Source organism: Geodermatophilus sp. SYSU D00814, from assembly GCF_054050055.1.
Genome location: NZ_JBJGYP010000001.1, coordinates 46,799 through 68,266 on the forward strand (window position 1 = coordinate 46,799; position 21,468 = coordinate 68,266).

Genomic DNA, 21,468 nt, shown 5'->3' on the forward strand with positions numbered 1-21,468 from the left:
ATGGACCCCGTGCGCTTCGGACTGGCCGGCTACGGCTTCGGCGGCCGGTGGTTCCACGCCCCACTGCTGGCCGCCGCACCGCAGGTCGACCTCCTGGGCGTGGTGACCACCTCGGCGGACCGGCGTGCCCAGGTGGCCGCCGAGCACCCGGGGGTGCGCACCGTCGACTCCCTGGAGGAGCTGGCCGGCGCCGGGGCCGAGGCGGTGGCCGTCTCCACCCCCGCCGACACCCACACGGCGCTCGCCGAGCAGGCGCTGCGGCTGGGCCTGGCCGTGGTCTGCGACAAGCCCTTCGCCCTCGACGCCCCGTCGGCGCGCGGCACGGTGGAGCTGGCCGCCGAGCTCGGGCTGCCGCTCGCGCCCTACCAGAACCGCCGCTGGGACTCCGACTTCCGCACCGTGCGCGCGCTGGTCGACGCGGGCCGGCTGGGCACGGTGACGCGCCTGGAGTCGCGCTTCGAGCGGTTCGCGCCGGAGCCCGGGCCGGCGGCAGCCGGTGGCGGCACGCTGCTGGACTTCGGCAGCCACCTCGTCGACCAGGCCCTGGTGCTGCTCGGCCCGGTGACGCACGTCTACGCCGAGTGGCGGCTGCGCGACAGCGGCCTCGACGACGACGTGTTCCTGGCCCTCACCCACGCCGGAGGCGCCCGCTCGCACCTGTCGGGCAGCTGGAGCCAGGGTGCGCCCGGTGACCGGTTCCGCGTCACCGGCACCGCGGGGGCCTACGTCGTCGGCGGGCCGATGGACGGGCAGGAGGCCGCGCTGCTGGCCGGGCACACGCCGGCCACGCTGGGGGACGCCTGGGGCGCCGAGCCGGAGGAGCGCTGGGGCCGGCTGCGCCGCGGCGACGACGCGGTGGTGGTGCCCACCGAGCGCGGCCGCTGGGACACCTTCTACCCGGCCTTCGCCGCCGCCGTCCGCGGCGAGGGACCGGTGCCGGTGGACCCCCGCGACGCCGTCGCCACCGCCGCGGTGCTCGACGCCGCCCGCCGCAGTGCGACGGAGGGCGTCGTCGTCGCGGTGTGAGGGCCGGCCGCCTCAGGCGGGCGCGGGCACCCGCTCGTCGAGACCGTGGGCGGCCCGGACGACGTCGACGACCTGGCCCATGATGTCGGTGAGCCCGAAGTCCTTGGGCGTGAAGACCCGGGCCACGCCCTGCTCGCGCAGCCGGCGCGCGTCGCCGTCGGGGATGATCCCGCCGACGACCACCGGGACGTCGTCGAGGCCGGCCTCGCGCAGCCCGCGCAGCACCGCCGGCACCACCTGCAGGTGCGACCCGGACAGCACCGACAGGCCGACGACGTGCACGTCCTCCTCCACGGCCGCGGACACGATCTGCTCCGGCGTGAGCCGGATGCCCTGGTAGACCACCTCGAAGCCGGCGTCGCGGGCGCGGACGGCGATCTGCTCGGCGCCGTTGGAGTGCCCGTCGAGGCCGGGCTTGCCCACCAGGAACCGCAGCCGGCCGCCCAGCTCCTCACCGGTGGCCCGCACCCGCTCGCGCACGTCCAGCAGCGTCGGGTCGGCCTCGCCGCCGCCGGTGGCCGCCGCCACGCCGGTGGGGGCGCGGTACTCGCCGAACACCTCGCGCAGCACCCCGGCCCACTCCCCCGTCGTCACGCCCGCCCGGGCGCACTCCAGGGTGGCCGCCATCAGGTTCTCGTCGGTGCCGGCGGCCGCCCGCAGCCGGTCGAGGGCCCGCCGCACCGGCTCGGGGTCGCGCGCGGCCCGCCACGCGGCCACGGCCTCCCGGGCGGCGGTCTCGACGGCGGGGTCGACGACCTGGATGGCCGTGTCGAGGTCGGCCAGCAGCGGGTTGGGCTCGGTGGCCTCGAACCGGTTGACCCCGACGACGACGTCCTCGCCGCTCTCCATCCGGCGGCGCCGCTCGGCCAGCGAGGCGACCAGCTGCCCCTTCATGTAGCCGGACTCGACGGCGGCCACGGCCCCGCCCGCCTCCTGCACCCGGGCGATCTCGGCGCGGGCGCCCTCGACGAGCTCGGCGACCTTGCGCTCCACCACCACCGAGCCGGTGAACAGGTCGTCGTACTCGAGCAGGTCGGTCTCGTAGGCGAGCACCTGCTGCAGCCGCAGCGACCACTGCTGGTCCCACGGCCGGGGCAGCCCCAGCGCCTCGTTCCACGCCGGCAGCTGCACCGCGCGGGCGCGGGCGTCCCGCGACAGCGTCACGGCCAGCATCTCCAGCACGATCCGCTGGACGTTGTTCTCCGGCTGCGCCTCGGTCAGGCCCAGGGAGTTGACCTGCACCCCGTAGCGGAACCGGCGGTGCTTGGCGTCCTGCACGCCGTAGCGCTCCTGCGTCAGCTCGTCCCAGAGCAGGGTGAAGGCGCGCATCTTGCACATCTCCTCGACGAAGCGGACGCCCGCGTTGACGAAGAAGGAGACCCGCGCGACCACCTCCCCGAAGCGCTCCTGCGGCACCTGCCCGGAGGCGCGCACGGAGTCGAGGACGGCGATCGCGGTGCTCATCGCGTAGGCGATCTCCTGCACCGGCGTGGCCCCGGCCTCCTGCAGGTGGTAGCTGCAGATGTTGATCGGGTTCCACCGCGGCATCGCCGTCACCGTGTAGGCGACCATGTCGGTGATCAGCCGCATGCTCGGGCCCGGCGGGAAGACGTACGTCCCGCGCGAGAGGTACTCCTTGATGATGTCGTTCTGCGTCGTCCCGGCCAGCCGCGCGACGTCGTGGCCGTGCTCCTCGGCGACGGCCTGGTAGAGCGCGAGCAGCCACATGGCGGTGGCGTTGATCGTCATCGACGTGTTCATCCCGTCGAGCGGGATGCCGTCGAACAGGGCCCGCATGTCCCCGACGTGCGCGACCGGGACGCCGACCTTGCCGACCTCACCGGCGGCGAGCGCGTCGTCGGGGTCGTAGCCGGTCTGGGTGGGCAGGTCGAAGGCGACCGACAGACCGGTCTGCCCCTTCGCCAGGTTGCGCCGGTACAGCGCGTTGGACTCGGCCGGCGAGGAGTGCCCGGCGTACGTGCGCATGACCCAGGGGCGGTCGCGCTCGTCCGGCGTCGAGGGGAAGGGCATGCCCGCGGAGTGTAAGGGCAGTTACCCGCCGGTAACAGGCGGCGGACGGGACGCTCCGGCGGTGGCACACTCGGTCGCGGGCGACCGGGCCGCGGGGGTCCGGACGCCGGTGCGCCGAGGGAGGCCGCGATGCTGCAGCCGGGCAGTCTCAGCTACATCGCCGGGCCGGTCGTCGCGATCGTCGTCATGGTGCTGCTCGCGCTGTTCATGCGCTGGGCCTTCGGCGGCACCTCCACCGGCGGGATGCGCCGCCGGCGGCCCGCGCCCACCGACGACGGCCTGCTCGCCCGCGTCGCCACGCTCTCCCGCCGCGAGTCGGCGCTGGCGCTGCGCGCGGTGCTCTCCGACGCCGGGATCCGCTCGACGATCCGCTTCCCCGAGCCGCACCGGGCCGACGTGCTCGTCTTCCCCGAGGACGCCGCCCGGGCCCGCGAGCTGGTCGCGTCCTTCCCCGCCGCCTAGCGGGGCCGTTCAGTCGGGGCGCTCGACCCGCTCCACCTGCGCGCCCAGGCCGCGCAGCAGCTCGACGAAGTCGGGGTAGCCGCGGTCGACGTGGTGCACGTCCTGCACCTCGGTCACCCCGTCGGTGAGCAGCCCGGCCAGCACCAGCCCGGCGCCGGCCCGGATGTCGGTGGCCAGCACCGGCGCGCTGGAGAGCCGCTCCCGGCCGCGCACCACCGCGTGGTGGCCGTCGATGCGCACGTCGGCCCCGAGGCGCACCAGCTCGTTGACGAACATGAACCGGCCCTCGAACACGTTCTCGGTGACCAGCGCCGTCCCGGTGGAGACCGCTGCCAGTGCGACGGCCATCGGCTGCAGGTCGGTCGGGAACCCGGGGAAGGGCAGCGTGACGACGTCGACCGCGCGCGGCCGCTCGTCCATCGCCACGCGCACGCCGTCGGGCACCACCTCGACCGTGGCCCCGGCGCTCACCAGCTTGTCCAGCGGGACGGCGAGGTGGTCGGCCACCGCCCGCTCGACGACGACGTCGCCGCGGGTCATGACCGCGCCGATCGCCCACGTGCCGGCGACGATCCGGTCGGGCACGGTGCTGTAGGTGACCGGCCGCAGGGTCTCGACGCCCTCCACGGTGAGCGTGGAGGAGCCCGCGCCGTCGATGCGGGCCCCCATCGCGGTGAGCATCGAGCAGATGTCGACGATCTCCGGCTCGCGGGCGGCGTTGTCGATGACGGTGGTGCCCTCGGCGAGCACCGCGGCCATGAGCAGGTTCTCCGTGGCGCCGACCGAGGGGAAGTCCAGCCAGATCGAGGTGCCCCGCAGCCGGGGGGCGCTGGCGACCAGGAAGCCGTGCTCGCTGTGGATGGCGGCACCGAGCCGCTCGAGCCCGGAGATGTGCATGTCCAGCCCGCGGGAGCCGATCGCGTCCCCGCCCGGGAGGGCCACCTTGGCGCTGCCGCAGCGGGCGACCAGCGGGCCGAGCACGCTGATCGAGGCGCGCATCTTGCGGACCAGGTCGTAGTCGGTCTCGGTGGCGGGGTGCTCGGGCACGTCGACGACGACCCGGCCGCCGCCACCGGCCTCCCCGGAGCGCTCGTAGCTGACACCGCAGCCCAGCCGGCGCAGCACCTCGCTCATGATCGCCACGTCGAGGATGTCGGGGACCTCGTCGATCGTGGTGCGCCCGGACGCCAGCAGCGCCGCGGCCATGAGCTTGAGGGCGCTGTTCTTGGCCCCCGTGACGCGGACCCGGCCCTTGAGCGGCGTGCCGCCGGTCACCTCGAAGCACTGCACCGGGCCACCCTACGGCGGCCGTGCGACCCGTCCCCGGCGACCGCATAGGCTCGGGCGCCATGACGGTCCGGCTCACCCGCATCTACACGAAGACCGGTGACGCCGGGCAGACGCACCTCGGCGACATGAGCCGGGTCGCGAAGACCGACCCGCGCCTGGTCGCCTACGCCGACGTCGACGAGGCCAACAGCGTGCTCGGCGTCGCGCTGGCCCTGGGGTCGCCGTCCCCGGAGCTGGTCGAGCTGGTGCGCAGCGTGCAGAACGACCTGTTCGACGTCGGCGCCGACCTCGCGACCCCGGTCGTCCCCGACCCCGCGCACCCGCCGCTGCGGGTCACCGCCGCCTACACCGAGCGGCTGGAGGCCGCCTGCGACGTGCACAACGAGGCGCTGCCCGCGCTGACCAGCTTCGTGCTGCCCGGCGGGACCCCGCTGGCGGCGCTGCTGCACCAGGCCCGGGTGGTGGTGCGGCGGGCCGAGCGCAGCGTCTGGGCGCTGCTGGCCGCCGACGGCGAGCGGACCAACCCCGAGACCGCGCGCTACCTCAACCGGCTGTCGGACCTGCTGTTCATCCTCGCCCGGGAGGCCAACCCCGACGGCGACGTGCTGTGGGAGCCCGGCGCGCACAGCGGGGTGCACGCGCAACGCGCAGCGCGCCGCTAGGCGACGGGCGGGGCCGACTCCACCCAGGACAGGAACCCGGTCACCGTCGAGGTGTCCATGGCCAGTTCCTTCGGTCCGCTGCCGGTCTCGCAGGTGAGGACGACGGCGTCGTCGGGGAGGGCGACGTCGTCGCGGCCGGCGGGTCGGCGGGCGGCCACCCGGAACTCCGTCCGGCACAGCCGCTGCTGCGGGCGCACCGACAGCGACAGCGCGCGGTACCAGAGCAGGGCGTCCCCGCCGTACCAGGCGACGCCCACCGACCACCGCGAGCTGCCCACCGGCCGCAGCCACATGGGAACCGCGCCCAGCCCCATGAGCAGCAGCCGGCGACGCAGCAGGAAGGCGACCACCAGGGCGACGAGCAGCACCCCGGCGAGCAGCAACAGGACCGTGCTCACCGGCGGGGAGGGCGGGGAGGCACCCGACCGCCGCGCCGCAGCCCGGGCCGAGCGGTGCGGGGTCCCGGGCGCACGAGGGTCGAGCTCAGTCGGCCTGGCCGGCGGCCCGCAGGCGGGACTGCGCCCGGCGCGCGGCGGCCAGGGACTCCGGGTCGTCGCCGGCGCTCTCGGCGCGGCGCAGGGCCTCGCGGGCGCGCTCGACATCGATGTCGGAGCTGATCTCGGCGTTCTCCGCGAGGATGGAGACGCCCTGCGGCGTGACCGACAGGAAGCCCCCGTGGGCGGCCACGACGACGTCGGGGCCCTCGGTGCTGCGGATGGTGACGACGCCGCCGGGGGCGAGCTCACCGAGCAGCGGGGCGTGGCCGGGGAGGACACCGATCTCACCCTCGGTGGTGCGGGCGATGACCATGCTGGCCTCGCCGGACCAGATCGTCTTCTCGACGGCCACCAACTCGACCTGCAGGGTCGCCACGACACTCCTCCGGGCCCACCGGCGCTGCGGTGCTGGGACGCCGGCCGGGCAGGCACGGCGACGGACCCGCCCACTCTAGCGGCGGGGCCCACGGTGTCCGGGACGGGTCCTCTCCGTCAGGCCGCCCGGCGGTAGAGCAGCGTCCAGCGACCGACACGCACCCACGGGTGGCGGACCGTGGAGGCCGGGGCCCACTCCTCGGTGTCGTACCGGATGTCGGTGACGTGGGAGACCGGAGCCGACGGCGGCCAGGACCACTCCAGGTCCGGGGTGGCGACCGGCAGTCCGCTCACCGTGCCCTGAGCGCTCGCCCCGTCCAGCCAGTCCATCGTGTCTCCTGCGCCGCGCGACCGGTCCCTCCGGGCGCCGTCTGCTCGATCGGCAGAAAGGCTCCCGCGCTTGAGGGTTGTGCGCCACACACCTGCCCACCGCCGTCCGGTGTCCAACCACCCGATCGGGCGCGCCGTGGCCGGTCCCGACGCTGGGTGATCGGCCGAGCACGGACTCCGGCGGGTCCGGCTGCACCCGGACCCGGGAGACGGCGACGGCCGGGCACCCCGTGGAGGGTGCCCGGCCGTCGCCGGGGCGGTGTGGCGTCAGCCGCGCTTGAGCTTGTCGGCGTTGCGCTCGAGGTCCTCGAGGCCACCGCACATGAAGAAGGCCTGCTCGGGCACGTGGTCGTAGCGGCCCTCGGTGAGCGCCTTGAAGGCCTCGAGGGTCTCCGACAGCGGCACGAACGAGCCGGGCTGACCGGTGAAGGCCTCGGCGACGAACATGTTCTGCGAGAGGAACCGCTCGATCCGCCGCGCGCGCTGCACGGTGACCTTGTCCTCCTCGGAGAGCTCGTCGATGCCGAGGATGGCGATGATGTCCTGCAGCTCCTGGTAGCGCTGCAGGATCTGCTTCACCGTCTGGGCGACCTGGTAGTGCTCCTGCCCGACGTACTGCGGGTCGAGGATCCGGCTGGTGGAGTCCAGCGGGTCGACGGCCGGGTAGATGCCCTTCTCCGAGATCGGCCGGGAGAGCACCGTCGTCGCGTCGAGGTGGGCGAACGTGGTGTGCGGCGCCGGGTCGGTGATGTCGTCGGCGGGCACGTAGATCGCCTGCAGCGAGGTGATCGAGTGGCCGCGCGTCGAGGTGATCCGCTCCTGCAGCTCACCCATCTCGTCGGCGAGGGTCGGCTGGTAACCCACGGCCGACGGCATGCGTCCGAGCAGCGTGGACACCTCGGAGCCGGCCTGGGTGAACCGGAAGATGTTGTCGATGAAGAGCAGCACGTCCTGGTTCTGCTCGTCGCGGAAGTACTCCGCCATCGTCAGCGCCGACAGCGCGACCCGCAGCCGGGTGCCCGGCGGCTCGTCCATCTGGCCGAAGACCAGCGCCGTCGAGTTGATGACACCGGACTCGGTCATCTCGGTGATGAGGTCGTTGCCCTCGCGGGTGCGCTCGCCGACGCCGGCGAACACCGACACGCCACCGAACTCCTGGGCGACGCGGCGGATCATCTCCTGGATCAGCACGGTCTTGCCCACGCCGGCGCCACCGAACAGGCCGATCTTCCCGCCGGCCACGTACGGGGTGAGCAGGTCGATGACCTTGATGCCGGTCTCGAGCAGCTCGGTGCGGCCCTCGAGCTGGTCGAAGCGCGGCGCGTGCCGGTGGATCGACCAGCGCGGCAGGTCCTGGCCGTACCCGGGGGTGTCGAGGCACTCGCCGAGGGCGTTGAAGACGTGACCGGTGACCTCGGGCCCCACCGGGACGCTGATCGGGGCGCCGGTGTCGCGGACGTCGGCCCCGCGGACCAGGCCGTCGGTCGGGGCCATGGAGATGGTGCGGACCACGTTGTCACCCAGGTGCTGGGCGACCTCGAGGGTCAGCGTCTTGCCCAGGTCGGCCAGGGTGACGTCGACGTGCAGGGCGTTGAACAGGTCCGGGATCGCGTCGCGCGGGAACTCGACGTCGACGACCGGGCCGGTGACCCGGACGACGCGGCCGGTCGTCTGGGTGGTCGGACGGTCCTCGGTGACGGTCATGGGGGTGCTCTCCTGCCCTTCGGGCCTCGGTGGTCTCGCAGTCCAGTGTCCTCCCGCCGCCGCGGCGGCGGAGGACGGAGGGGGTCAGTCGTCGGCGCCGGCGCTGACCAGCGCGTCGGCGCCGCCGACGATCTCGCTGATCTCCTGGGTGATCTCGGCCTGCCGGGCCTGGTTGGCCTGGCGGGAGAGGTTCTTGGCCAGCTCCTCGGCGTTGTCCGAGGCCGACTTCATCGCCCGCCGGCGCGACGCGGACTCCGAGGCAGCCGCCTCGAGCAGCGCCGCGTAGATGCGGGTGGTGACGTACTTGGGCAGCAGCGAGTCGAGCAGCGCGTCGGGCGAGGGCTCGAACTCGTAGGACGTCGGCACGCCGGACGGGCCGATGCCGACGCCGTCCCCGGACTCCTCGTCGTCGCGCTGCAACTCCTCGGTGTCGACCGGGGCCAGCCGCCGGGCGACCGGCACCTGGCTCAGCAGCGACACGAACTCGGTGTAGACGATGTGCACCTCGTCCACCGTGGCGCTGCGGCCGGCGTCGTCGACGGGGGCGAAGACGTCGATCAGCGCCCGGCCGACCTCCTGGGCGTCGGAGTAGGCCGGCTGCTCCGAGAACCCGGTGAAGGTCTCCTCCACCGCGCGGTCGCGGAAGGAGTAGTACGTCTCGCCCTTGCGGCCGATCACGTACAGCACCGGGTCCTTGCCCTGCTGGCGCAGCGTGCCGAGGAGCTCCTCGGTGCGGCGCAGCACGTTGACGTTGTAGGAGCCGGCGAACCCGCGGTCGGAGGTGACCACCAGGACCGCCGCGCGCCCCGTGCCGGTCCGCTCGTTGAGCAGCGGGTGCTCCAGCGACGCCGACGACGCCAGCGCCGACAGCACGCGGGTGATCTCGCGGGCGTAGGGCTTGGACGCCTCCACCCGGGCCTGGGCGCGCACGATGCGGGCACCGGCGATCAGCTCCTGCGCCGAGAAGATCTTCTTCGTCGACTGGGTGGAGCGGATGCGGCGCCGCAGCGCGCGCAGCGATCCGGCCACGTCAGGCCCTCTTCGCCGTCGAGACGCCCTGGGCGGTGGCGCCGCCCTCGTCGTCGTCGTCGAGCGAGCTGCCGTCCGACGTCGTGAACTGGCCGTAGAACGAGTTCACGGCCCGCTCGAGGCTGTTAACGGCGTCGTCGCCGAGCACCCGCGAGGTGCGGATCTCGTCGTAGACGCCAGGCTCGGCGCGGGCGATGTGGTCGAGGAACTCCGACTCGAACCGCCGCACGTCGCTCACCGGGATGCGGTCGAGCTTGCCGGTGGTGCCCAGCCACAGCGAGACGACCTCGCGCTCGACCGGGTAGGGCTGGTACTGGCCCTGCTTGAGCAGCTCGACCAGCCGCTGACCGCGGTCCAGGGTGGCGCGGCTGGAGGCGTCGAGGTCGGAGGAGAACGAGGCGAAGGCCTCGAGCTCGCGGTACTGCGCCAGGTCCAGCCGCAGCCGGCCTGCCACGGAGCGCATGGCCTTGATCTGCGCGGAGCCGCCCACCCGGGACACCGAGATGCCGACGTTGATGGCGGGGCGGACACCGGAGTTGAACAGACCGGTCTCGAGGAAGATCTGCCCGTCGGTGATCGAGATGACGTTGGTCGGGATGTAGGCCGACACGTCGTTGCCCTTGGTCTCGATGAGCGGCAGGCCCGTCATCGACCCCGCCCCCAGCTCGTCGGAGAGCTTCGCGCAGCGCTCCAGCAGCCGGGAGTGGAGGTAGAAGACGTCGCCGGGGTAGGCCTCGCGGCCCGGCGGGCGGCGCAGCAGCAGCGAGACGGCGCGATAGGCCTCGGCCTGCTTGGACAGGTCGTCGAAGACGATGAGGACGTGCTTGCCCTCGTACATCCAGTGCTGGCCGATGGCCGAGCCGGTGTAGGGGGCGATGTACTTGAAGCCGGCCGACTCCGAGGCCGGCGCGGCGACGATGGTCGTGTACTCCATCGCGCCGGCCTCCTCCAGGGAGGCGCGGATCGCGGCGATGGTCGAGCCCTTCTGGCCGACCGCGACGTAGATGCAGCGCACCTGCTGCGCCGGGTCACCGGTGGCCCAGGCCTCGCGCTGGTTGATGATCGTGTCGGTGACGATGGCGGTCTTGCCGGTCTGCCGGTCACCGATGACCAGCTGGCGCTGGCCGCGGCCGATGGGCGTCATGGCGTCGATCGCCTTGATGCCGGTCTGCAGCGGCTCCTTGACCGACTGCCGCTGCACCACGGTGGGCGCCTGCAGCTCGAGGGCGCGGCGGCCGGTGCTGGCGATCGGGCCGCCGCCGTCGATGGGGTTGCCCAGCGGGTCGACCACGCGGCCGAGGTAGCCGTCACCGACGGGCACGGAGAGGACCTCACCGGTGCGGCGGACCTGCTGGCCCTCCTCGATGCCGGCGAAGTCACCGAGGATGACGACGCCGACCTCGCGCACGTCGAGGTTCAGGGCCAGGCCGCGGACGCCGCTCTCGAACTCGAGCAGCTCGTTGGTCATGACCGAGGGCAGGCCCTCGACCCGGGCGATGCCGTCGCCGGCCTCGGTGACGATGCCGACCTCTTCCCGGGAGACGTCCGGGGAGAACTCGGTGACGTAGTTCTGGATGGCACTGCGGATCTCGTCTGCGGAGATCGTCAGCTCGGCCATGGGTCGCGTCCTCTTCCCTGCTGGGTGGTGCTGCTGGGTGGTCTCTGGTGGTCTGGGTGGGCGCCGGGTCAGCCGGTGAGCCGGCGGCCGGCGGCCTCGAGTCGGTTCACCACGCTGCCGTCGATGACCTCGTCGCCGACGCGGACGACGAGACCGCCGAGCACCGCGGGGTCGACGGTGACCTGCAGGCCGATGGTCCGCCCGTAGATCCGGCCGAGCACGGCCTGCAGCCGCTGCTCCTGCGCGGCGGTCAGCGGCACCGCGGTCGTGACGTGGGCGACCGACCGGCCGCGCCGCGCCGACGCCGCGGTGGAGAGCCGCTCGATCCGGTTCTCGGCGTTGCCGACGTGCCGCGCGGTGAGCGTGTTCCGCAGCAGCAGCTCGCTGACCGGGCTGACCCGGCCGGTCAGCAGCCGGTCGAGCAGCGCCGTCTTGCCGGCGGCGGGCGCGCGGTCGTCGGAGAGGATGCGGGAGAGCTCCGGGTCGCCGGCGACGATCCGGCCGAACCGGAACAGCTCGTCCTCGACGCCCTCGAGCTCGCCGCGCGCCTCGGCCGCGTCGAGGCCCGCCTCGGTGGCGAGCACCTCGGTGGCCTCGACGAGGTCCAGCGGCCGCGACCAGCGCTGCCGCGCCGTCGTCTCGACCAGGTCGACGGTGGCCTCGGAGACCTTCCCGCCGAGAATCCGGCGGGCCAGGCCCGCGCGGTCGACCGGCTTCACCGACGCGTCCGACAGCGCCCGGCGCAGCGAGACCTGCCCTTCGAGCAGCCGCGCGACGGCGAACAGCTCGTCGGCCAGGGCCAGCAGCCCCGGACCCGCGGCGCCGCGGGTGGTCGCCGCCAGGCGCTCGCGGGTGACCGCGAGCGCCTCCCGGCTGGCGGCGTCCATCAGCGGTCCGTCCCGGGGACGAACACGGTGCTGCCGGTCCGGCCGTCGGAGGCACCCCCGGCGCTCATGCCGTCGAGCTGGTCGAGGAACCGGTCGACCGTGCCGCGGCGGCGCGCCTCGTCCTCGAGGGACTCGCCCACCACCCGGCCGGCGAGGTCGACCGCGAGCGCGCCGATCTCGCCGCGCAGCTGGTTGACCACCGACTGCCGGTTGGCCGCCAGCTGCTCCTCGCCGCGGGCGACGATCCGCGCCGACTCCTCCTGTGCCTGCGCCCGCAGCTCCTCGAGGATCTGCTGCCCCTCGGCGCGCGCCTGGTCGCGGATCTGCGCGGCCTCGGTGCGCGCCTCGGCCAGCTGGGCGCGGTACTGCTCGAGCGCGGCCCTGGCCTCGGCCTGCATGGCCTCGGCCCGCTCGATGCCGCCCTCGATCGCCTCGCGGCGCGCCCGGAAGACCTGCTCGAAGCGCGGCGCGACGAACTTGAAGAAGACGAACAGCACGACCGCGAACGCGATCAGGCCGATGATGATCTCACCGAGCGGCGGCAGCAGCGGGTTCTCGCTCTCCGCGGCGAGGATTCTCATGGTCTCAGTGTCCCGTCTGGTCAGTGTCCCTACCCGGAGGCGGGGATCAGGTGCCGAAGACGAAGGGGACGACGAAGCCGATGAGCGCGAGCGCCTCGGAGAGGGCGAACCCCAGGAAGGCGTAGGTGCGGGTCAGGCCGGCCGACTCGGGCTGGCGGGCGGTGGCCTGGATGTAGGCGGCCCACACGATGCCGACGCCGATGCCCGGGCCGATGGCGGCGAGGCCGTAGCCCACGGAGCCGATGCTGCCGGTCAGCTCAGCGTAAAGATCCATGACGGGGTGTTCCTCCTGTGTCGTCGCCCGGTGTCCGCCGGGCGGCTTGCGGGGGTCGTGCGGGTGGTGCGATCGGGGTGGTGCGCTCAGGCCGTCAGTGCTCGGCCTCGATCGAGCCGTTGAGGTAGGTCCCCATCAGCACGGTGAAGACGTAGGCCTGCAGGAAGATGACCAGCAGCTCGAAGAACGTCATCACGATCGCCATCAGGGCGGAGACGGGACCGAACACGATCGAGAAGTTGTCCCGGCTGAACAGGTAGACCGCGCCGAGCGAGAAGACGACCAGCAGCATGTGGCCGGCGAACATGTTGGCGAAGAGCCGGACCGCGAGGGTGAACGGCCGCACGACGAAGTTCTGCAGGATCTCGATCGGCGTGACCAGGACGTACATCGGCTTGGGCACGCCCGGCAGGAACAGGATGTCCTTGAAGTAGCGGCCGGCGCCCTGCTCGCGGATGCCGATGTAGATGTAGAGGACCCAGCAGATGCCGGCGAGCACCAGCGGGAACGCGAACAGCGACATCGGCGAGATCTGCGCGAACGGGATGATCGCCATCAGGTTGTTCGCGAGGATGAAGAAGAACAGCGACGCCAGGAACGGGGCGAACGGCAGGCCCTTGGGACCGACGACGTCGCGCGCGATGCCGTCGCGGACGAGGGAGAAACCGCTCTCCCCGACGAACTGCAGCTTGCCCGGCACGATCTGCGGCCGGCGCGAGGCCGCCAGCATGAACGCCAGCATCGCCAGGGTCGCGATCCACAGGATCAGCGTGATGCGGGTGATCGCGAAGTCGATGCCGAGCACCGAGAACTCGGCGATGGGCTCGGGGTAGAACTCACTGAGACCGGGGGCCTGGAAACCGTCCCCGCTGCTCTCCTCGACCGCGAGCACGTCAGCGAGCGCGAGGGCGCTGGAGGTCACCGTTGTCCCTTCTGCGTCCTGGGCCGGCTCCGTCGTCCGCCCGGGGTGTCGCTCTTCTCGGGTGCACCGGGTGTCGGTGGCAGCCCGCCGTACCGGGCGACGACCAGGTAGATGGCCGCCGCCATGCCGAGGATGATCCCGACCGGCACGAACACCCGCGTGTCCAACCACCGGTCGAGCAACCAGCCCGCCCCGCCCCACACGGCCATCCCGGAGATCATCGTCCCGATGACGGCGTAACCCGTCTCGGCACCACTGCCCCGGGGAGCGGATGGTCGCGCAGGTCGAGGCCGGGTGTCCCCGCGCACGGGGTCGTCCTCGGCCATCGCCGGGACACTATCAGCCGCGCGTCGCGGTCCCGTCCGGTGCCGGGGGGAGGCTCCCCTGACCGGGTGGCGGCGGCGGGGGGACGTAGTACAGCGGCCGGGTCCAGACCCAGCGCAGCTGGACGCCGCTCCACAGCAGCGCGCCGACGATCACCGCCCAGGCCATCGTGCGCCGGTCGAGCCAGCCGTCCTCCGGGAGCGCGTTCAGGATCCCGAAGAGGACGACGGCCTTGACGAAGAACGTGCCCAGCGCCGCGGGCAGCGTGAAGCTGTCGTCGATCCGCCCGGCCCAGGCGATGACGACGCCGGAGACGACGAAGAACGCCGTCACCACCGCGGCGCCCACCAGCACGCCGGCGGCGTCGGCCCAGCCGGCGACCACCCCCGCGACCAGCGCAGCCACGACGGCGACCGTGCCGGTGACCAGCGCACCCACGCGCAGGAACGACAGGTCCCAGGGGACCTCCGCCCCCGGACGGCGCGCGCTCACCGGAGCCCCTGGCCGGCGCCGGCCGCGCGGGGCGCGGCCGGTCCGGGCGCGGCGGGCCCGGGCGACGACGAGGGCGCGGTCGGGACCTCCGGGCCGGCGGGCCGGCCGTCCCGGGCGCGGCTCGCACGGGCGGTCGGGTGCGCGGCCCGGCTGCGCCGTCGCCGGGCGGCGATCTCGGCCGCCCGGGCCTCGCGGGCGGCCCGCCGCGTGTGCGGGCTGAGGACGACGACGACACCCACGGCGAGCAGGACTCCGATCACGACGAGCAGCTCCGCCGTCCCGCCGGTGATCGACAGTGCCACCGCGCCGAAGGACAGGAGGGCCGCCCAGAAGTACATGGTCAGCACCGCCCGGCGGTGCGAGTGGCCGATGGCCAGCAGCCGGTGGTGCAGGTGCATCTTGTCCGGCGAGAAGGGCGACTGCCCGCGGCGGGTCCGGCGGACCACGGCCAGGAGCAGGTCGGTGAAGGGGATGGAGAGCACCGCGACGGGCACCAGCAGCGGCAGCGCCAGCGGCAGCAGGCTGGCCGCGGAGTCGAAGGTCTGCGCGTCGACGCGCCCGGTGGCGCTGACGGCGGCCGCCGAGAGCACCAGCCCGACGAGCATCGAGCCGGAGTCGCCCATGAAGATCCGCGCCGGGCTGAAGTTGTGCGGCAGGAACCCGAGGCAGGCACCGGCGAGCACCGCGGTGACCAGGGCGGGGGCGCTGGCCACCTCGTCGTAGCCCACCACGCTGAGGTTGTAGCTGTAGGCGAAGAACGCCAGCGCGGCGATCGCCGAGACGCCCGCGGCCAGCCCGTCGAGGCCGTCGATGAAGTTCAGCGCGTTGACGGTCGCGACCGTCAGCAGGATCGTCAGCGGCACGCCGACGTCCGGGCCGAAGGAGATGGTCCCGATGTCGGCCACCGGCAGGAACAGGAACGCCAGCTGCACGCCAAGCAGCACCATGACGCCGGCCGCGGCGATCTGCCCGGTCAGCTTGGTCAGCGCGTCGAGGCCGAACTTGTCGTCGAGGACGCCGAGCAGGCAGATCAGCCCGCCGGCCACGAGCACCGCGGCGGTCTGGGAGTCGTCGAACGTGCGCTGCAGCGCGGGCAGCCGCGTGGCGACCAGCACAGCGGCGGCCACGCCGAGGTACATCGCCACCCCTCCCCCGCGCGGGGTGGGGATCACGTGCACGTCGCGTTCACGCGGCGCGGCCATCATCCGCAGCCGGACCGCCGCCACCCGCACCACCGGGGTCGCCAGGTAGGTGACCACGGCGGCCACGAGCAGGACGACGGCGTACTCGCGCACGGCTCAGCCCCGCCCGGCCCCGTGCGGGACCCGGGCCGTGCGCGCGGCGGAGGAGCTCATCGCGACGGTGCTCCCGGGGCGAGACGACAGGGCGGTCCCTCCACGGTATCGCCCGAGGCGGTCCCGGAGCGTGACGTGACCGAGTGGAACGGCCCCGTCCCGAGCCTGCGGAGGGTGGGGAGGACGGGGTCCTCCATCTAGTCGGTGAGCTCGGGGAGGACCTCGCGCAGCCGGTCGACGCCGACCGCGCCCACCCGCAGCACCCGCGGCACCGGACCGGTGCAGTCGACGATCGTGCTGGCCGCCGAGCCGGCGCGGGGGCCCCCGTCGAGCACCACCGCGGCGTGCTCGCCGAGCTGGGCGGCCGCCTCGTCGGCCGACGTCGCGGCGGGGCGGCCCGAGCGGTTGGCGCTGGAGACGGCCATCGGGCCGGTGCGGCGCAGCAGGTCGCGGGCGACGTCGTCGTCGGGCAGGCGGACGGCCACGGTCCCCTCGGCGTCACCGAGGTCCCAGGCCAGCGACGGCGCGTGCTCGACGACGAGGGTCAGCCCGCCGGGCCAGAACGCCTCGGCCAGCCGGGAGGCCGAGCGCGGCACGCGCAGCGTCAGCCCGGCCAGGGTCGAGGCCTCCCCGATCAGCACCGGAACCGGCATCGCCCGGCCGCGGTTCTTCGCCGCGAGCAGCCCGGCGACCGCGGCGGGCGAGAAGGCGTCGGCGCCCACGCCGTACACGGTGTCGGTGGGCAGCAGCACCAGCTCACCGCGGGCGATCGCCGCGGCGGCGGCGTCGAGGCCCGCGGCGCGCTGCTCGGGGTCGGTGCAGTCGTAGAGGTCGGCCACGGGCGGTCAGTCTCCCCGACGCCGGACGGCGGTGGTGAACCGCGGCCTCCCGGCGAGGTCGGGGTGGTCGGCGACGTCGGTGAAGTCGCCCGTGCCACGGACCAGCGCGGGCAGCGCCTCGCCCTGCTGGTCGGCGTGCTCGATGCCGAGCGCGCCGCCGGGACGCAGCAGCCGGGCCGCGGTGCGCAGCAGCCCCCGGACGACGTCGAGGCCGTCGGGGCCGCCCCACAGCGCCAGCGGCGGGTCGTGGTCGGCGACCTCCCGCGGCACCCGGGCGCCGTCGGGCACGTAGGGCGGGTTGGAGACGACGAGGTCGACAGCGCCGTCGAGGTCGGTCAGCAGCCGCGGGTCGGTCATGTCGCCGGCGAGCACGGTCACCGGCCGGTCCCCCGCGGCGGCACGCTGCGCGGCGTTGTGCCGGGTCCACTCGACCGCCTGGGGGTCGCGCTCGACGGCGGTGACCCGCGCGCCGGGGTGCTCGTGGGCGACCGACAGCGCGATGGCGCCCGACCCGCTGCCCAGGTCGACGACGACCGGCCCGTCGGTGCCGGCCAGCCGCCCCAGCGCCCACTCGACGAGCTGCTCGGTCTCCGGCCGGGGCACGAACACGCCGGGGCCGACGGCGAGCTCGAGGTGGCGGAAGGCCGCCCGGCCGGTGAGGTGCTGCAGCGGGACCCGCCCGGCGCGCTGGTCGAGCAGCGCGGCGAAGCGGGCGGCGGTGTCGTCGTCGACGTCGCCGCGGGTGAGCAGCGCCGTCCGGGAGGTGCCGAGGACGTGGGCGAGCAGCAGCTCGGCGTCGACGCGCGGGGACTCGACGCCGGCGTCGGCCAGCCGGCGGGCGGCGTCGGCCAGGAGCGTGCGGGTGTTCAGGAGCCGGCCGCCAGCAGCTCGGCGGTGTGCGCGCGGGTGAGCGCGTCGATGACCGGGTCGAGCTCGCCGTCGAGCACGGCGTCGAGGTTGTGCGCCTTGAAGCCGACCCGGTGGTCGGAGATGCGGCTCTCGGGGAAGTTGTAGGTGCGCACCCGCTCGCTGCGGTCGACGGTGCGGACCTGGCTGCGGCGCTGGTCGCTGGCGGTGGCCGCGGCCTCCTCGCGGGCGGCGGCCAGCAGACGGGAGCGCAGCACGCGCAGCGCCGACTCGCGGTTCTGCAGCTGGCTCTTCTCGTTCTGCGAGCTGACCACGATGCCGGTGGGCAGGTGGGTGATGCGCACGGCGGAGTCGGTGGTGTTCACGCTCTGCCCGCCGGGGCCCGACGACCGGAAGACGTCGATGCGCAGGTCGTTCGGGTCGACGGTGACGTCGACCTCCTCGGCCTCGGGCAGCACGAGCACGCCGACGGCGGAGGTGTGGATGCGGCCCTGCGACTCGGTGACCGGCACCCGCTGCACGCGGTGCACGCCGCCCTCGAACTTCAGCCGCGACCAGATGCCCTCGTCGGTGCGGGACTTCACCGCGATCGACACGTCCTTGTAGCCGCCGAGCTCGGCGGGGACGGCGTCGAGTACCTCGGTGGCCCAGCCGCGGCGCTCGGCGTAGCGCAGGTACATGCGCAGCAGGTCGCCGGCGAACAGCGCCGACTCCGCGCCGCCCTCCCCCGCCTTGATCTCGAGGATCACGTCCTTGTCGTCGTCGGGGTCCTTCGGCAGGAGGAGCTCGCGCAGCCGGTCGGTGAGCTCGTCGATCCGGGCCTCGAGGCCGCGGGCCTCCTCGGCGAAGGTCGGGTCCTCGGCGGCCAGCTCGCGGGCGGCGTCGAGGTCCTCGCGGGCGGCGTCGAGGGCGCGGGCGGTCTCGACGACCGGGGCGAGCTGGGCGTAGCGGCGGCCCAGCCGGCGGGCGCGGGCCTGGTCGGCGTGCACCGCGGGGTCGGCCAGCTCGGTCTCCAGCGCGGCGTGCTCCTCGAGCAGCCCGCGCAGCCGGTCGGGCGCGGCGTCGGTGGGGCTGCTCATCGCAGGACCTCCCGGACGGGAACGGTCGTGCACTTCCGCGGAAGTGCACGCGTGGGGCGGACACGACGACGGCGCCCGCCCCACGGGAGGTGGGACGGGCGCCGTCGGGGGTGCTACTTGGCGGCGGGGGCGCCGCGCTTGCCGAAGCGCTTCTCGAAGCGGGCCACGCGGCCGCCGGTGTCGAGGATGCGCTGCTTGCCCGTGTAGAACGGGTGGCAGGCCGAGCAGGTCTCGACGGTCAGCTGACCGTTGGGGGCCGTGCTGCGGGTGGTGAAGGTGTTCCCGCAGCCACAGGTCACCGTGGTGGTGTGGTAGTCGGGGTGGATGCCGGGCTTCATGTCGCCTCTTCCGGGGTCTGGGCCGTTCAGGTGGTCGAACGCCGGGGACCGGCCGGGCATTCCGGCCGTCCTCGCGGCGGTGGCGCGGGGCTCGGCCGACCAGTATCCCTGACCGGCCGGACCCCGCCTGCGGTGGGCTGCCGCTACCGCTCGTCGAGCGCGGTGCCCGGCGTGTTCTTCTGGACCTGCATGAGGAACTCGATGTTGTTGCGCGTCTTGCGCAGCTGGGCGAGCAGCAGTTCCAGCGCCTGCTGCGGCTCGAGCGCGGCGAGCACCCGGCGCAGCTTGATGACGATGGCCAGCTCGTCGGGCGACATGAGGATCTCCTCCTTGCGCGTGCCCGACGCGTTGACGTCCACGGCCGGGAAGACCCGCTTGTCCGCCAGCCGGCGGTCGAGCTTGATCTCCGCGTTCCCGGTGCCCTTGAACTCCTCGAAGATGACCGTGTCCATCGTGGACCCGGTCTCCACCAGCGCCGAGGCGATGATGGTCAGCGAGCCGCCGTTCTCGATGTTGCGGGCGGCGCCGAGGAACCGCTTGGGCGGGTAGAGCGCCGTGGAGTCGACACCACCGGACAGGATCCGCCCGCTGGCGGGCGCGGCCAGGTTGTAGGCGCGGCCCAGGCGGGTGATCGAGTCCAGCAGGACGACGACGTCGTGGCCCATCTCGACCAGGCGCTTGGCCCGCTCGATGGACAGCTCCGCGACCGTGGTGTGGTCCGACGGCGGCCGGTCGAAGGTCGAGGCGATGACCTCGCCCTTCACCGAGCGCTGCATGTCGGTGACCTCCTCGGGCCGCTCGTCGACGAGGACGACCATGAGGTGGCACTCGGGGTTGTTCGTGGTGATCGCGTTGGCGATCGCCTGCAGCACCATCGTCTTGCCGGCCTTGGGCGGCGACACGATGAGGGCGCGCTGCCCCTTGCCGATCGGCATGACCAGGTCGATGACCCGGGTGGTCAGCTGGTGCGGGTCGGTCTCCAGCCGCAGCCGCTCCTGGGGGTAGAGCGGGGTGAGCTTGGTGAACTCCGGGCGGTTGCGCGCCTGCTCGGGGTCGAGGCCGTTGACCGTGTCGAGCCGGACGAGCGCGTTGTACTTGTCCTTGCGCTCGCCCTCCCGCGGCTGGCGGACCGCGCCGGTGATGGCGTCACCGCGGCGCAGGCCGTGCCGGCGCACCTGCGACAGGGAGACGTAGACGTCGTTGGGGCCGGTCAGGTAGCCCGACGTCCGGACGAACGCGTAGTTGTCCAGGACGTCGAGGATGCCGGCCACCGGCAGCAGGACGTCGTCCTCGCTGACGGTGGGCTCGGTGGGCTGGTCGAACCGGTCGCGCCCGTTGCGGCGGTTGCGGTCGCGGTAGCGGCGCCCGCGGCGGCCGCGGCCGCCCTCGAAGTCGTCGTCGTCCTCGTCGCTGCGGGCGTCGCCGCGGGTGTCGGGGCGCGGATCGGTGCGGGTGTCGCCGCCGCGGTCGGTGCGGTTGTCCGGGCGACCGCTGCGCTCGGAGCGGTCGCCGCGGTTGCCGTCGCGGTTGCCGTCGCGCTGGCCGCGCTCGCCGTCGCGGCCGTCGCGCTGGCCGTCACGACCGTCGCGGGCGGGGCGCTCGGCCCGCTCGCCGTCGCGGCCGTCGCGCTGGCCGCGGTCGCCGTCCCGGCCGGTCTCCCGGCCGTCGCGGGTGCGGTTGCGGTCCCGGTTGCGCGCCGGACGGTCACCGTCGGTGCGCTCGCCGTCGCTGCGCTCCCCGTCGGTGCGCTCGCCCTCGGCGCGCTCACGGTCGGTCCGCTCGGCGGGCGGGGCGGGGGTCGTCGCGGCGTCCGCGGCGGGGACCTCGGCCGGCGCGGGGGCCGCGTCGGTGCCGGCCGGCGCGCCGGCGGGACGGCTGGCCGCACGGCGGCGGCGCGGCGCGCCCTCGGTCGCGGGGGCGTCGGCGGCCGGGGCGCTCGCGGGTGCGGCGGTCAGCGGACCGCCGTTGGCGCCGCCGCTGACGGGGGCCTCGACCGGGGTCGCGGTGGCGGCGACACCGCGCGCGGCCGGCGCGCCGCTGCCGGTGGGCTCGTCGGCCGGGGTGCCGGGCGCCGGGACGCTGCCCGGGGTCCCGCCGACCTGACGGGCGGAGATGGCGGCGACGAGGTCGCCCTTGCGCATGCGGCCGACGCCGGAGATGCCCAGCTCGGACGCGAGTCGCTGGAGCTCGGGGAGCAGCATCCCGGCCAGCCCGCTGCCGCGCCGGCGGGATCGGCCCGCCTGACCAGAGACGGCAGGTGCCTCGCCCGCAGCGCCCTCGGGGGCGCCGGCGGTCGCGAGGTCGGTGGTTTCGCTCACGTACAGGTCCTTCCCTGCGGTGACCTGCGCCTACCGGCGCAGGAGGTGACCCGGCGCCGCCCGTCCGAGGGGTTCGGGACAGGGGCGAGCGGCGGATCGAGTGGGTGCGGAGCGGGGGTGCGTCGACAGGAAGGCCGTCTGCAACGTTCCGCGCGAGGCTCGCCCGGAGGCGGCTACGCCGGAAAGACTAGGCTCGCCCCACGGTCGGGACAACACCGCTGTCCAGCG

The 21,468-nt window shown here is 74.2% G+C and carries 23 protein-coding genes; 3 read left to right on the plus strand and 20 right to left on the minus strand.

The window, feature by feature from the left end; genetic code table 11:
• On the plus strand, window positions 1-1,026 hold the full coding sequence (locus ACI780_RS00190; protein WP_457000352.1) for a Gfo/Idh/MocA family protein: 1,026 nt from the start codon (window positions 1-3) through the stop codon (window positions 1,024-1,026).
• Window positions 1,027-1,038: 12 nt separating this feature from the next.
• Here ACI780_RS00190 and ACI780_RS00195 read toward each other — a convergent pair whose 3' ends face one another.
• Window positions 1,039-3,057, minus strand: a complete 2,019-nt coding sequence (locus ACI780_RS00195) for a protein meaA (protein ID WP_457000353.1) — start codon at window positions 3,055-3,057, stop codon at window positions 1,039-1,041.
• Window positions 3,058-3,186: 129 nt separating this feature from the next.
• Between ACI780_RS00195 and ACI780_RS00200 the strand changes: the two genes are divergently transcribed.
• A complete protein-coding gene (locus ACI780_RS00200) occupies window positions 3,187-3,519 on the plus strand; it encodes a hypothetical protein (RefSeq protein WP_457000354.1) in 333 nt (110 codons plus the stop codon).
• A gap of 9 nt (window positions 3,520-3,528) precedes the next feature.
• Here ACI780_RS00200 and murA read toward each other — a convergent pair whose 3' ends face one another.
• Window positions 3,529-4,809, minus strand: a complete 1,281-nt coding sequence (gene murA, locus ACI780_RS00205) for a UDP-N-acetylglucosamine 1-carboxyvinyltransferase (RefSeq protein WP_456870982.1) — start codon at window positions 4,807-4,809, stop codon at window positions 3,529-3,531.
• 59 nt (window positions 4,810-4,868) lie between these two features.
• On the opposite strand from murA, the gene ACI780_RS00210 reads away from it, so the two are divergent.
• A complete protein-coding gene (locus tag ACI780_RS00210) occupies window positions 4,869-5,471 on the plus strand; it encodes a cob(I)yrinic acid a,c-diamide adenosyltransferase (protein WP_456870981.1) in 603 nt (200 codons plus the stop codon).
• On the opposite strand, the gene ACI780_RS00215 is transcribed toward ACI780_RS00210, so the two are convergent.
• The 18 genes from ACI780_RS00215 to rho all read right to left on the minus strand — a co-directional run bounded on the left by ACI780_RS00215 (window position 5,468) and on the right by rho (window position 21,240).
• Window positions 5,468-5,869, minus strand: a complete 402-nt coding sequence (locus tag ACI780_RS00215; protein ID WP_457000356.1) for a DUF2550 domain-containing protein — start codon at window positions 5,867-5,869, stop codon at window positions 5,468-5,470. The genes ACI780_RS00210 and ACI780_RS00215 overlap by 4 nt on opposite strands.
• A gap of 85 nt (window positions 5,870-5,954) precedes the next feature.
• The gene (locus ACI780_RS00220) at window positions 5,955-6,344 is read right to left on the minus strand and encodes a F0F1 ATP synthase subunit epsilon (RefSeq protein WP_456870979.1); all 390 of its coding nucleotides are present in this window, start codon (window positions 6,342-6,344) and stop codon (window positions 5,955-5,957) included.
• A 116-nt stretch (window positions 6,345-6,460) separates the two neighbouring features.
• A complete protein-coding gene (locus ACI780_RS00225; protein WP_456870978.1) occupies window positions 6,461-6,673 on the minus strand; it encodes a hypothetical protein in 213 nt (70 codons plus the stop codon).
• Between the two features lie 267 nt (window positions 6,674-6,940).
• Entirely contained in the window at window positions 6,941-8,377 is a 1,437-nt protein-coding gene (atpD, locus tag ACI780_RS00230) for a F0F1 ATP synthase subunit beta (RefSeq protein WP_456870977.1), read from the minus strand.
• A gap of 84 nt (window positions 8,378-8,461) precedes the next feature.
• Window positions 8,462-9,406: a F0F1 ATP synthase subunit gamma gene (locus ACI780_RS00235; RefSeq protein ID WP_457000358.1), complete on the minus strand. Its 945-nt coding sequence runs from the start codon at window positions 9,404-9,406 to the stop codon at window positions 8,462-8,464.
• Between the two features lies 1 nt (window position 9,407).
• On the minus strand, window positions 9,408-11,024 hold the full coding sequence (gene atpA / locus ACI780_RS00240) for a F0F1 ATP synthase subunit alpha (RefSeq protein WP_457000359.1): 1,617 nt from the start codon (window positions 11,022-11,024) through the stop codon (window positions 9,408-9,410).
• 68 nt (window positions 11,025-11,092) lie between these two features.
• Window positions 11,093-11,911, minus strand: a complete 819-nt coding sequence (locus ACI780_RS00245; protein WP_457000360.1) for a F0F1 ATP synthase subunit delta — start codon at window positions 11,909-11,911, stop codon at window positions 11,093-11,095.
• The gene (locus ACI780_RS00250) at window positions 11,911-12,492 is read right to left on the minus strand and encodes a F0F1 ATP synthase subunit B (protein WP_456870973.1); all 582 of its coding nucleotides are present in this window, start codon (window positions 12,490-12,492) and stop codon (window positions 11,911-11,913) included. The genes ACI780_RS00245 and ACI780_RS00250 overlap by 1 nt, the downstream gene beginning before the upstream one ends.
• A gap of 46 nt (window positions 12,493-12,538) precedes the next feature.
• A complete protein-coding gene (atpE, locus tag ACI780_RS00255; RefSeq protein WP_456870972.1) occupies window positions 12,539-12,766 on the minus strand; it encodes an ATP synthase F0 subunit C in 228 nt (75 codons plus the stop codon).
• Between the two features lie 94 nt (window positions 12,767-12,860).
• Window positions 12,861-13,688 (minus strand): F0F1 ATP synthase subunit A, encoded by an 828-nt coding sequence (atpB, locus tag ACI780_RS00260; protein WP_456870971.1) that lies wholly within the window; start codon window positions 13,686-13,688, stop codon window positions 12,861-12,863.
• Entirely contained in the window at window positions 13,685-13,897 is a 213-nt protein-coding gene (locus ACI780_RS00265; protein ID WP_456870970.1) for an AtpZ/AtpI family protein, read from the minus strand. The genes atpB and ACI780_RS00265 overlap by 4 nt, the downstream gene beginning before the upstream one ends.
• A gap of 130 nt (window positions 13,898-14,027) precedes the next feature.
• Entirely contained in the window at window positions 14,028-14,504 is a 477-nt protein-coding gene (locus tag ACI780_RS00270; RefSeq protein ID WP_457000363.1) for a hypothetical protein, read from the minus strand.
• Window positions 14,501-15,799 carry a glycosyltransferase family 4 protein gene (locus ACI780_RS00275; RefSeq protein ID WP_457000365.1) on the minus strand — a complete coding sequence of 433 codons (1,299 nt, stop codon included), beginning with the start codon at window positions 15,797-15,799 and terminating at the stop codon, window positions 14,501-14,503. Before ACI780_RS00275 ends, ACI780_RS00270 begins: the two co-directional genes overlap by 4 nt.
• A 197-nt stretch (window positions 15,800-15,996) precedes the next feature.
• Window positions 15,997-16,638: an L-threonylcarbamoyladenylate synthase gene (locus ACI780_RS00280; protein ID WP_456870967.1), complete on the minus strand. Its 642-nt coding sequence runs from the start codon at window positions 16,636-16,638 to the stop codon at window positions 15,997-15,999.
• A gap of 6 nt (window positions 16,639-16,644) precedes the next feature.
• Window positions 16,645-17,508 carry a peptide chain release factor N(5)-glutamine methyltransferase gene (gene prmC, locus ACI780_RS00285; protein WP_457000504.1) on the minus strand — a complete coding sequence of 288 codons (864 nt, stop codon included), beginning with the start codon at window positions 17,506-17,508 and terminating at the stop codon, window positions 16,645-16,647.
• Entirely contained in the window at window positions 17,505-18,584 is a 1,080-nt protein-coding gene (prfA, locus tag ACI780_RS00290; protein ID WP_456870966.1) for a peptide chain release factor 1, read from the minus strand. The genes prmC and prfA overlap by 4 nt, the downstream gene beginning before the upstream one ends.
• A gap of 113 nt (window positions 18,585-18,697) precedes the next feature.
• A complete protein-coding gene (gene rpmE, locus ACI780_RS00295; protein WP_089402658.1) occupies window positions 18,698-18,922 on the minus strand; it encodes a 50S ribosomal protein L31 in 225 nt (74 codons plus the stop codon).
• 143 nt (window positions 18,923-19,065) lie between these two features.
• Window positions 19,066-21,240, minus strand: a complete 2,175-nt coding sequence (gene rho, locus ACI780_RS00300; RefSeq protein ID WP_457000366.1) for a transcription termination factor Rho — start codon at window positions 21,238-21,240, stop codon at window positions 19,066-19,068.
• Between the last annotated feature and the right edge of the window lie 228 nt (window positions 21,241-21,468).